General features: G+C 43.9%; 12 protein-coding genes and 1 pseudogene. 8 read left to right on the forward strand and 5 right to left on the reverse strand.

Annotation, left to right across the window (positions count from 1 at the left end; translation table 11 throughout):
- Window positions 1-17 precede the first annotated feature (17 nt).
- Both RIG27_RS08070 and RIG27_RS08075 read right to left on the reverse strand, forming a co-directional pair.
- Window positions 18-182 (reverse strand): annotated as a pseudogene (locus RIG27_RS08070) (PP2C family protein-serine/threonine phosphatase); the annotation flags it as partial.
- A gap of 160 nt (window positions 183-342) precedes the next feature.
- Window positions 343-732 (reverse strand): hypothetical protein, encoded by a 390-nt coding sequence (locus RIG27_RS08075; protein WP_446344053.1) that lies wholly within the window; start codon window positions 730-732, stop codon window positions 343-345.
- A 497-nt stretch (window positions 733-1,229) separates the two neighbouring features.
- On the opposite strand from RIG27_RS08075, the gene RIG27_RS08080 reads away from it, so the two are divergent.
- The 3 genes from RIG27_RS08080 (at window position 1,230) to RIG27_RS08090 (ending at window position 4,449) form a co-directional block, all read left to right on the forward strand.
- Window positions 1,230-2,360 carry a tetratricopeptide repeat protein gene (locus RIG27_RS08080; protein ID WP_446344055.1) on the forward strand — a complete coding sequence of 377 codons (1,131 nt, stop codon included), beginning with the start codon at window positions 1,230-1,232 and terminating at the stop codon, window positions 2,358-2,360.
- Between the two features lie 301 nt (window positions 2,361-2,661).
- Window positions 2,662-3,138 (forward strand): Z1 domain-containing protein, encoded by a 477-nt coding sequence (locus tag RIG27_RS08085; protein ID WP_446344057.1) that lies wholly within the window; start codon window positions 2,662-2,664, stop codon window positions 3,136-3,138.
- 243 nt (window positions 3,139-3,381) lie between these two features.
- Window positions 3,382-4,449 carry a tetratricopeptide repeat protein gene (locus RIG27_RS08090; RefSeq protein WP_446344059.1) on the forward strand — a complete coding sequence of 356 codons (1,068 nt, stop codon included), beginning with the start codon at window positions 3,382-3,384 and terminating at the stop codon, window positions 4,447-4,449.
- Here RIG27_RS08090 and RIG27_RS08095 read toward each other — a convergent pair.
- Complete coding sequence (locus RIG27_RS08095) at window positions 4,406-4,624, reverse strand: DUF6812 domain-containing protein (RefSeq protein WP_446344061.1); 219 nt, start codon at window positions 4,622-4,624, stop codon at window positions 4,406-4,408. The genes RIG27_RS08090 and RIG27_RS08095 overlap by 44 nt on opposite strands.
- Window positions 4,590-4,868 (reverse strand): hypothetical protein, encoded by a 279-nt coding sequence (locus tag RIG27_RS08100; protein WP_446344063.1) that lies wholly within the window; start codon window positions 4,866-4,868, stop codon window positions 4,590-4,592. Before RIG27_RS08100 ends, RIG27_RS08095 begins: the two co-directional genes overlap by 35 nt.
- Window positions 4,869-4,897: 29 nt before the next feature.
- Between RIG27_RS08100 and RIG27_RS08105 the strand changes: the two genes are divergently transcribed.
- The 5 genes from RIG27_RS08105 (at window position 4,898) to RIG27_RS08125 (ending at window position 10,114) form a co-directional block, all read left to right on the forward strand.
- Window positions 4,898-5,095 carry a hypothetical protein gene (locus RIG27_RS08105; RefSeq protein WP_446344065.1) on the forward strand — a complete coding sequence of 66 codons (198 nt, stop codon included), beginning with the start codon at window positions 4,898-4,900 and terminating at the stop codon, window positions 5,093-5,095.
- A gap of 155 nt (window positions 5,096-5,250) precedes the next feature.
- Window positions 5,251-5,901, forward strand: coding sequence for a sigma-70 family RNA polymerase sigma factor (locus RIG27_RS08110; RefSeq protein WP_446344067.1), 651 nt, complete (start codon window positions 5,251-5,253; stop codon window positions 5,899-5,901).
- 47 nt (window positions 5,902-5,948) lie between these two features.
- The gene (locus tag RIG27_RS08115; protein WP_446344069.1) at window positions 5,949-6,863 is read left to right on the forward strand and encodes a DUF1822 family protein; all 915 of its coding nucleotides are present in this window, start codon (window positions 5,949-5,951) and stop codon (window positions 6,861-6,863) included.
- 139 nt (window positions 6,864-7,002) lie between these two features.
- The gene (locus tag RIG27_RS08120) at window positions 7,003-9,333 is read left to right on the forward strand and encodes a CHASE2 domain-containing protein (protein WP_446344071.1); all 2,331 of its coding nucleotides are present in this window, start codon (window positions 7,003-7,005) and stop codon (window positions 9,331-9,333) included.
- A 13-nt stretch (window positions 9,334-9,346) separates the two neighbouring features.
- Entirely contained in the window at window positions 9,347-10,114 is a 768-nt protein-coding gene (locus tag RIG27_RS08125) for a DUF928 domain-containing protein (protein ID WP_446344073.1), read from the forward strand.
- A 170-nt stretch (window positions 10,115-10,284) separates the two neighbouring features.
- On the opposite strand, the gene RIG27_RS08130 is transcribed toward RIG27_RS08125, so the two are convergent.
- Window positions 10,285-11,235, reverse strand: a complete 951-nt coding sequence (locus RIG27_RS08130; protein WP_446344075.1) for a hypothetical protein — start codon at window positions 11,233-11,235, stop codon at window positions 10,285-10,287.
- Window positions 11,236-11,663: the final 428 nt, after the last annotated feature.

The raw sequence follows: 11,663 nt of genomic DNA on the forward strand, positions 1-11,663 counted from the left end.
TCAATTGTCCCTACCTACTTAATTGCCGTTTGTGCCATCAGCATGAACACACCACTTTCTAACCCATGTCCCGCCACATCACCAATACCAATAGTCACAACGTCATCGTAATCAAGAATATCATAATAGTCTACTCCCACTTCGTCAACAGGTTCCATAAACTCCGCAATATCTAATTCCTCCTAAATCTATTTCTTGCTTACTGTCGCGCTTATCTGAAAGATATGGCAGTCAGTTATGGAAAAAACTGTCTCGGACGTTTGGCGAGAGGGTGACAAAAAAAAATTTAGATACGTTGCACGCAACGTATCTAAAAGCTGGACGATAGATTTTCACTAACAGTTAATCCAGATAACCCATCATTTCATCAACTTCTTCCATGACATTGGAAGCGATGGGACGGTTTCCCAGAATCATTTCTGTGTTCTCAAGATGCAGGGTACTCACAGAAATCGGACGATTTCCAGACACAACCATGACATCTCTGATTTGCATCTTACTTGCTGTAATCGGGCGATCACCCATGGATGAAAGCGTACCAACAATTTGTAAATCGCTGGTATCCACCGGACGCATCCCCCTTATTGAACCTTGATCACTCACTTTTAGCGAACTGGTGGCTATGGGACGATTTCCCGGTAGAGGGATTGAAGGTTCAACCAGAGAAACTCCCCCGGCTTGTTGCTTTTGAATAGCTAGCTTTGTTGATTGCGTTTCCTTATCTTTTGCCATGCTTGTTTCCTCGCTTTTTTTAGGGGTACTGCTATTAGTTTTACTATTAGCTTTTCTTTGACTAGTGGCGCTATTTGCCATAAACAATTCCTTTAAATTTCTAACGGCATTGGCTAGGACATCGGTCAAGAAACCAGGTTTATTTGGGTGAAAGCTTGATATGAAAGTTGTCATCTTCACGAGAAACCCGGTTTCTCATAATAATTGACCGGCGCTCTAGGGCGTAGAAGACTCAACCCCTTTGGGGGCGTTGCCACTACTCTGACTCAGATTTTTAGAATTATTATAAACGTATATCTATCTTAACGAATAGGTATAAAATAATACAAAATTGTAAAGATTTGCAAAGATAGAGGGAGATCGACTGTGACCATTGAGGCTTGCGTCGGGGCGACTAAGAACCTACGCGATACCGCGAAATGGTTAGCTTAGCTCGTTTCCCTAAGAACTGACATTAAGGTTTAAATGCCGAACAGCTTATCACCCAGGTTACTTCTATGACTGATCCCAAAGCGGTTAAATTCATCATTCAACAAGGAATGCGCTGTTTGCAGGGGGGAGATTTTGACGCCGCCGTCGCCCTTTTCCAGGATGCGGTAAAGCTTACCCCTGAAAATGGGGAGGCTTGGACGGGGCTGGGACTCGCCCAGGGACATCTACAGCGATATGAAGAGGCGATCGCGAGTTTTGACCAAGCGGGGGTGTTAAATCCCCAGGATGCGAGTATATGGCTGAATCGAGGCATAGTTTTGTCAGATTGGGGAAAGCATGAAGCCGCGATCGCGAGTTTTGATCAAGTGATCGAACGAGAACCCACCCATCCCGAAGCGTGGAACTCTCGCGGAACTTCCCTAATGATTCTGGGACGCAACAAAGAAGCCCTCGCCAGTTTCGATCAAGCGATCGCCTGTAATCCCAATTACGATAAAGCCTGGAGTAATCGCGGTAACGTCTTAACCAATCTCGGACGCTACAAAGCCGCCCTCAATAGTTTCGACAAAGCCTTGCAAATTAGTCCTAATCACCCAGAAATCTGGTACAACCAAGGCTGTTTGTTGATGCAACTCCAGAAACGAGACGATGCGATCGCGTCTTTTAACAAAGCCCTAGAACTTAAACCGGATCATATCGGGAGTTGGGTTAATAAAGGAATCGTCATTTCCAAACTGGGTCGTGAAAAAGAGGCATTACTCTGTTACGAAAAAGCCTTAGAATTCGACCCCAACGAAACCCATTGCTGGAATAATCGGGGACTGATCATGCGGCGATTGGGACGCTATCGAGAAGCTGTCGCCAGTTATGATCGGGCGTTAGACTGTATGCCTGAAAATTATGAAGCGTGGGACAATCGCGGCTATGCTTTAGTCAAGATGGGACGCTATCGGGAGGCGATGGCAAGTTTTGACAAGGCTTTAGAAGTGAATCCTGATCATGTTAACGCGATTTATAACAAGGGGTATTGTTATGCCGCCCAGGGTAAGGTGACGTTAGCGGTGAATTATATTGAACAGGCGATTAAGGTGAATCCACAGAAATATCTGCCCGTGGCGAAAACTGACCCGGATTTGGAACGGTTGCGGAAAAATAAGCGGTTTCAGAAGATGATTGGAGGTGGGAAGGGGAAGTGATAAGCACGTCAGAATGATCACTCATCTGAACAATCAATGATTAGCGATCAAGAATTCCTTTATGGCGCTGCCTTTTTGCGGTTACTGAATTCTGGGCAGCCGCTCACAATTACTCATTCCTCTTTTATACATCCATCGATATATTTAGTAGAAAATAAAAAGAGTAAGTCCGCTATTCTGTTCAAGGTTTCCAAAAAACCGAAGTCGGCATGGTCTTTCACGTTTAGCCGTCAGGAAACGTCAGCCCTAGATAAATTACAGAGTCAGTATCCTGAATTTTCAGTATTATCAGCACGCACGGATGTATGGTTATCGCCAAGAACTTAAAAATGTGACTCGTCTTTTCTTGCCTGAGCATATTCTAAAAGACTTCCGAGCAATTCATGAAGCTGATGAGGGAATACGTCAGGCAATTGGAGATGATCCCAAGAATATTAAGATTAAACCCGTTTGGGTGGGTCGCAAACTAAAGCCTACTCGTTCTAACGTTTTGAATCCAGCCGAAATTGATGCCTTCGCCCCTGGCTCTCATATTTTTCCAGCCGCACCGCTTTATAAAGCGTCAGATGTCAGGGAAGACACAGAAAAGCTAAATAAGCTTCTGGCTCGATATCAGGACAATAATGAATATTATGAAGTAGACATTGATGTCTTGATTAAGATACTGTCTCACACGAGAAGTAATCCTGTTCGTGGGTGCAAGTGGGAAGACAAGCGAGTTAAACAAGTACTGAAGCAATTAAAAGCTCAAGGAAAACGATCCAGATTCCAAAACTGATCCGGATTTGGGGGAGTTGGGGAAGAATAGGCAAGTAAAGGCGTTGATTAAACAAGTGAGGAGACAACCCTAAGCCATGAACGATCGCGCTTCTGATTGCTAACCCTAAACCCTAAACCCTGATTCTTTCCCGACTCCTTTATGTATTGCACTCAATCGAGATCGAGAATCGTGAGAACGTTCCCCCTCAACGCAGCCACCTGTGAACCCAGGTTAAAAGCCTCTCATAGCCAAAAAACATCGATGAGTACTCTCCTTCTAGAAAACCCTCAAGCCGCAAACGTTAGCTACAACCGTCCTTTGGAAGTCACCACCCATGAAGCGTGGTATAACTTGGGTATTGTACTGATCCAGTCTGGACAGTTTGAAGAAGCGATCGCGACAGTTGACCAAGTTTTAGAACGTGAACCCGACTTATATCAACTGTGGTATAACCGGGGAATCGCCCTGGATAAGGCGGGACGTCATCAAGAGGCGATCGCCAGCTATGACAAGGCTGTAACATTACAACCCGACTTTTATCCCGCCTGGTATAATCGGGGCAATGCGCTGGTGAATTTAAAACAATATGAAGCGGCAAAGGTTAGCTATGATCAGGCTCTAAATCTTAAACAAGACCTGCATCAAGGTTGGTACAACCAAGGAAATGTTCTGTTTAGCTTACAACGCTTTATCGAAGCCATCGCTAGCTATAAAGAAGCCCTAAAAATTAAGCCGGATAAATACGAAGCTTGGTACAATCAAGGACATGCTTGGGTACACTTACAACAGTTCCAAGAAGCCATCGCTAGCTATGACGAAGCCCTAAAAATTAAACCCGATGCTTACGAAGCTTGGAATAACCGAGGAGGGGCGCTGTATCGCCTTGACCGTTTTCCAGAAGCCGTGGCGAGTTATAATGAAGCGCTGAAACTTAAGTATCAACAACCCAGTTCTTGGTATTATCGGGGCAATGCCCTTGTGAACTTAAGATACTTTCAAGATGCCGTAGCGAGTTACAACGAAGCCCTGAAAATTAAGCCCGACAAATATGAGGCTTGGTATAATCGAGGGTATGCGCTTTTACAATTGGGAGACTACCCAGAAGCCTTGGCTAGTTTCGACAAAACGATAGAGTTTCAACCCGACAATGCTAATGCTTTTTATAACAAAGCTTGCTGTTATGCTTTGCAGGGTAATGTTGACCTAGCTATCGAAAATCTGCAAAAAACCCTCAATCTAAATCCTGATCAATACCGAGAGTTAGCCGAAAATGACTCTGATTTGGCTAGTATTCGGCATGATCAGCGGTTTCATAAATTAATCTATTGACACTAAATGGGTTAAAACACGGCTGATTCTCACTATACACTTCTACATCCGTGAGGGTAATAAAATTACGAGAACTATTCAATAAATCCGAAATAATGGAACTGGAACTATAGCCATTTAAGGGTATATTAATGGTCAATTTACCTGGATTTTGAAACTCCTGCCAAATCAACAATTACCGTATTATCATCCCTGAAAATCAAGAAGTTATCGAAAAAAGGGCGGGACTCTTGTTGCACCTGACCCTCCATTACAGCATTTTGTAACTGCATGAATGCCCGGAGGTCTTGTGAGTCGTATTTACTTCTGAGTAAGCGTCGCAGTTGGTCTTCGGCTTCGCTGGTGAGATAGCGTGTCGTTAGTGCCTGTTGAACAATCTCACGAATCAACATGATTCTAGCCCCCATCTTACCTTTCATTAGGTTCTCAAGTTCAGCCGGTGCATTTTATGCAAAAGTCGGATTTTTGTTACAAATCTTTACATAAGCGATTGGTCATTGGTCATTGGTCATTGGTCATTGGTCATTGGTCATACTCGCTACCCTTGAGATGGTGCGAGTTACTTATGGGTGCAACCGAAAAGATAGTAGTGAAACCCGCCCCTACACAATTTCCCCCAGCTTCCCCAGCTCCCTCAGCTCCTTAGCCGCTACTCTCCCTTCCGCTTTTGTTAAACTTTTGTAAAGATTTGTTCCACCTTGCATAAAATCGCCCCTGAGTTCGTGAGACCTCTATGAACAGAGTGAAATCGGTGTATCAACGCAATCTCAGGTAACTGATGTACGAACCCTATCGTTATCTATGAATGCCATAGACCAACAGTTAAAGCAACTGGCACAGGACGCACAGCAGCATCCTCCCCGCAGTAAACAACGACAGCAAGCTTTAGCCAAGCTATTAGGTGCTATTCAGCAGTCCTGTAAACTGACTCGTCCCTATCCCGGACAATTCCACGGATTTTATGAGGATATTTATGATGAAGCCAAGCAACGTTTATTTTGTTATATTTGCGAAAGGATTGATGACTATAACCCCAATTTTGAAGTTTTACAATGGGTAAACTTTCTACTCAAGCAGCGATTCTTCATGGAAGCTAGTCGTTCCATTATGCCAACCGTGCATAAAGGAATCGATGCCAAACGAGTCAAACGTTTAACCTTGGATGACTTAGAGAAAAACAATTCAGCCGAAATAAATCCCCAGTTGACACCTTCCCTATCGCAAGAAATCATTCACTATCTAGAAACTGACCCCGAAGGACTCTTTAATCAAACCTATACGTCAAATCAACCTGCCGCCAACTTCCAATTTTTAGCTTTGAAACTTTTATCCGGTTATTCCTGGAAAGAAATTTCTGAAGAACTAGGAATTAATATTTCAACCTTAAGCAGTTTCTACCAGCGTTGTTTAACTAAATTTAGCCCCAAGTTAAGAGAATACTTATCATCATAATCACTGAGGCACAGAATACAATGTTCCACACCACGAATGAACCCTTAATGCTGACCGTACCCCTGACGTTAGAAGCCCATCAAATCGCTCAACAGTTTCACCAAAAGCATTGCCCCCAAAAGGCAAAACAAGTTTACCTAAATACGTTAGCCGTTTATGCGGTCAAGACCTCTCTACAATGCCTAGAAATTCCGACAAACTGGCAGGCGAGTGATAGTTGGAATCCAATCATGCAAACCCTGACTAATACAGCCGACTTATTGATTAAAGATCTTGGCAAATTGGAATGCCGTCCCGTCTTACCCAACGCCGCTAGCTGTCATATCCCCGCAGAAGTTTGGTCTGACCGGATTGGTTATGTAGCAGTTGAATTCAATCAAGCCTTAACTGAAGCCAAGTTACTGGGATTTTTACCCAGCGTTAAAACCGAGGAAGTCCCCCTAAGTCAACTTATATCACTGGAACATTTATTAGACCATCTTAACCCATCTCAACAACCGATACAACTTAGTCAATGGCTACAAAATATTTTTGATGCCGGTTGGCAGACTGTCGAAACATTATTCGACTCTTCGCCAACAGAACTCGCTTTTAATTTTAGAACGTATACGCAAATAGCCACCCACTTATCCGAACCATCCGATCTAAAAATCACACGCGGGAAGCGGCTGACATTAGGACGACGATATGATGATGAACAAGTCATATTAGTCATAAATTTGATACCAAACTCCGGATCAGAACTGGATATTTCGGTTGAAATCTATCCAACTAACGGTCAAACCTATCTGCCTAAAAATTTGCGACTGATGATTCTGGATGACAGGGGAGAAAGCGTAATGCAAGCTGAAGCCAGAAGCACAAAGCAAATTCAATTACAGTTTAGTGGAGAACCCGGAGAATGCTTCAAAGTTAGGGTATCGTTAGCTGATATCAGCATGACGGAAACCTTTATCATTTGAATAGACCCTTCGACTACTATCATTTCTTACCTAACCCTGATGACACTAAACCTGACACTAAACCCGCCCCAGTTTTAAGTTTTACAAAATAGCTATATTCATCGTTAGTACCTGTTCCCTATTCCCTGTTCCCTGAAAAATGACAAATGACACCACCCACAAAAAATTAGTAATTTTGAAACTTGATGGTGATTTTCAAAGCCATGGATTTCGGGTCACATTAGCCATTGGTTGGGATGAATCCCCCCCAGATATTGAACTCAAAGGGGTATTAAATGCAGCGCCTGAATTTGCCGATCGCATCCAGTCTCATTGGCAGCATAAGTATCGGTGCATTAGCGCCCCCTATCGAATTAAACCGAAAAAAATTATCTATGATGGTTCAGTAAGCCAGCGCCTGAGAGACTGTCAAGACTCCGCCAATGAATTAGGCGATCGCTTGCGAACCTGGTTAGATGGGGAAGGGTTTCGCCCCCTGGATCGACGGTTACGGGAAGCCCTTAGTCCTCAGGATACGATTCGCTTCCTAGTATCCACCAGTGATCCGCACTTACAAAAACTTCCTTGGCATTTGTGGGATTTTTTTGACCATTATCCGAAAGCGGAACTGGCGTTAACTGATCCTCAGTTTGAACGTCCTCCCCAATTCACCTCAAATCACCGCACGTCTAAAGTAAAAATTTTAGCCATTCTTGGTCATAGCCAGGGAATTGATATTGAAAGCGATCGCAAATTACTTGAAAGTTTACCCCATACAGATATTAAATTTTTAGTCGAAAAAAGCCGCCGAGAGATTAATGACCAACTTTGGGAAAACCATTGGGACATCATTTTTTTTGCCGGACATAGTGAAACCGAAGGGGAAACCGGGCGGATTTATATTAATCAAACCGATAGTTTAACGATTAATGAACTCTGGTATGCGCTAAGAAAAGCCGTAGAACGAGGATTAAAACTGGCTATTTTCAACTCATGCGATGGCTTAGGTTTAGCCCGACAACTAGATGATATCCAGATTCCACAAATGATTGTCATGCGGGAATTAGTTCCCGATCGCGTGGCGCAAGAGTTCTTGAAGTATTTTCTCACTGCCTTTGCTCAAGGTCAACCCTTCTATTTAGCTGTCAGAGACGCCAGAGAAAGATTGCAGGGATTAGAGAGTCAATTCCCTTGTGCGAGTTGGTTACCCGTAATTGTCCAGAATCCTACCCAAGTTCCGCCAACCTGGAACGACTGGATTAACGACACTACCGCCAAACCCGTTCAGCGGAAACGGCGAGGTTGGCAATTGGTACTGGGTGCGAGTGTCATGGTTACCAGTTTAGTCATGGGAGTGCGATCGCTAGGTTGGTTACAATCGACTGAACAGCAAGCCTTTGACCAACTCTTGGAAATGCGTCCCCCGCCATCCCTTGATCCTCGGTTATTGATGGTTGAGGTAACGGCTAAAGATATCAACAATTTAGGGGGTGAATATCCGCTACACGATCGCACCTTGTTGAAACTATTGCAAAAACTCCAAACCTATCAACCCCGCGCCATCGGCTTAGATATCTTTCGCGATCGCCCCGAGGGGGAAGGGCGGGATGAATTGGTAAAATATCTGCAAAAGAGCGATCGCGTGATTCCCATCTGTGTTATCCCCTCTCCCCAAATCCCCGAAGGCGTTGCTGCGCCCCCTGAAGTCCCCAAGGAACGCTTAGGATTTGCTGATATTGTTGTTGATCCAGATGGGATTGTTCGGCGTCATCTCATCGCCATGAAACCGCCAGCCGTATCCTCTTGTTCCACCTTCTATTCCCTGAGTTTTCAATTAGCCCTACACTATCTGCAAGCCGAGGGAATCTCACCTGAATTTATTTCCGAAGATCGGTGGAAATTGGGTTCAGTGACGTTAACAAATTTAAATGCCAACCCCGGATTTTACCAGCGTGGTATCGGATTAGAAGGGTTTCAAGTCTTACTTAATTATCGTTCCCCAGAATTGCCAAAAACCATGGTAGAACGAGTAACGCTGAGTGATATTTTTGCCAATCGCGTGAATCCGGATTTTTTGCAGGATAAAATAATTTTAATTGGCATTACCGATCCGACAATTAAAGATGAATTCCGAACACCGGGTAATCATGAAATGCGGGGGCTATTCCTGCATAGTCAGATGGTTAGTCAGATTATTAATGCGGCTGTGGGAGAACGCCCCTTGCTGGCGTTTTTGCCTCTATGGGGGGAGCTCGTCTGTGTTTGGATTGGGTCAGTTATTGGAGGTGCGATCGCATGGTACTATCGGGATTCTCTATTACGCCTGGTATTAGCAGTGGGAGTCTCTATGATAATGATTAATGGTATTAGCTGGTTTATTTTCATTCAAACTGGCAATATATTACCCATGGTTCCAGCAACGCTAGCTGTATTCGCGACAAGTGGAAGTCTGGTGGCTTACCAGGCATTTAAAACGCCGCGATCCGATTAAACCCCTTAAACCTATGATTGCACGCAAACTTGCTTTAATCTTGGCGATAACAGTTCTTGAATTGACAATTCATCGACCACTGGTTCAAGCACATCCTATTCAAAAAATAGCAAATATTAAACAAGATCCACCCGTTCGGGATAGACCGAATGATGATCGCAAACCTGCCGGAACTCGTGGACCTTGTGAACAGACTGAACAACCGTTTACACCGTTATTACCCATTACCGACTCCGGCGTCAAGTTTTCCGGCTTTACCTTAAAAGAATATCCCACATTTTGGTTTTATATTCCCTATCAGAGTAACATGATTAATCGAGGAGCTTTCTTTCTAGAAGATTTACAGCAAGGAAATCGAACCTATCAGGTTAATTTCCAGCTTCCGGAAACACCAGGATTTGTCAGGATTAGCCTACCAACGACAGCCAATCCCCTAGACGTTAATAAACAGTATAGTTGGCAATTCACCCTTTATTGTGCAACTAATGATCCGACAGATTCATCTAAAATCATTTGGCATCAAGGCGTGATTGAACGGCTTGATCCTCAGCGTTTAGAAACTAAGATAGCAACGGCTTGGGTGATGGATCGGATAGAATTTTATCGAGATAATCGTCTTTGGTACGATATCTCAGTCGATTTAGTCCAAATCTATGAATTTCCTCTGGCTTGGCGTTATTTATTAAGAGCCATAGATTTGGAGGAACTCAAAAAAGAACCGATCGCAGGTTCAGTTCAACCCATTGGCGATTCTGATGAAATCTTAGGAAACCGGGAATAGGGAATCTGGGAGAGTCATGTAGAGACGTAGCATGCTACGTCTGGAAGCCGGGGAAGCTGAGGAAGCATGTAGAGACGTAGCATGCTACGTCTGGAAGCTGGGGAAGATATTAGCTGCTGGCGTTATTTCTGCCTTCTTGCACTAGAAACAAGAACAGTTTTTGCTATCCGTTACCGAACAATACAAATACCCCCGACTTGTACGGTACAAGCTTCTGGTTTTTTAACAGGGTTTAAACTCTGAGTACTGGCATTGTAAGTATAGTTACCTGCCGGAAAAACCCGGTTAGGATCGGCACAATAGCGATAGGTTTGTCCATCTTCGGGATAGGAGATAACGACTAAAGAATTGGTTGCTGGAGGACAGGTATTTAGTACATTTAATCCATACTCGTCTTCCAATTTTTCTTGGCGGGGATCGGTCGTTTGATTTGAGGCGGTTTGAGTTCCCGGGCGTCCCGGCTTTAAGGTTTCCGTACTTGCGTCGTAGGTATACTGTCCAGCTTGGAGGAAACGGTTAGGATTGGCGCAATAGGTATAGGTTTGATCCGATTCCGGAAACGACACAACCACTAACGAACCCGTCGCCGATGGACAGTTTTCCAAGACTCTCAATCCAAAATCATTTTGTAATAATTGTTTCCGTTCATCTGGAGTTTGATTTGAGGGATTGTCGGCAATAAGTCCAGGTGTAATTCCTGAAATGGACACCGTATATCTGCCTCGGGTGTTATTTCGACCTAATACCAGAAGTTTATATTCGCCACTCATGGGTACTTGATAAACCAAAAGATTGGTTTTGTCATTGTAGAGGACTTGGTTTCCTGTTTGTGAAGAACTCAGAACTAAAATGGGTGAGAGACTACTGCTGTCTTCGGGCTTAACATTGATGCGAACGGTATCTCCTTGTTGGGCATTAAATCGGTATTCTTCACCAGCAGCGGTTTCCATCGGGGCGTTGGGGATCAAGTCGTTGCGATAGCGGAAGCTGGAAGAGTTGGTTTGGATAAACCCCCTAACGCTATCATTATTGTCTAGCGTCGTGGCGGCGGTGGCGGTATTGGTAAGAATGGATAAGATGAATCCACTGATAGCGAATGGGGTAGCGATTCGATTAATCATGGTTTGGGTAAACATGGACGCTGAAAATACTCAACTTTAGGTACCCAAAGATTCTATCAAAGAAAGAGTCTTATTTTAAATGTCGTAGGGTGGGTTAGGCGGGAGTTTAATTAAGGTACTCATCTTTTAATGAACAATCCGCCTTAACCCACCGATATTCAGGTAGGAACTATTTTTGAATCGACTGAACGTATTGAAAACTTTGGGTTCAAAGGCGTTATTGAATAAAGGGCGCACGTCGGTCATTGGTGTCAACTTAAGCTCAACCCCTCACCCCCAGCCCCTCTCCCTGACAGGTGTAGGTTTTTTACTTGAGGGTGGGGACAAGACAAGGAGGACAAGGAAGGAAAGTAGACAAGGTAGAGAAGAAAAGTAGACAAGGTAGAGAATAATTATATAGTTCAAGACGTATTTATGGAAAAAGATTG

Source organism: Coleofasciculus sp. F4-SAH-05 (assembly GCF_040222985.1).
Taxonomy (GTDB): domain Bacteria; phylum Cyanobacteriota; class Cyanobacteriia; order Cyanobacteriales; family Coleofasciculaceae; genus Coleofasciculus; species Coleofasciculus chthonoplastes.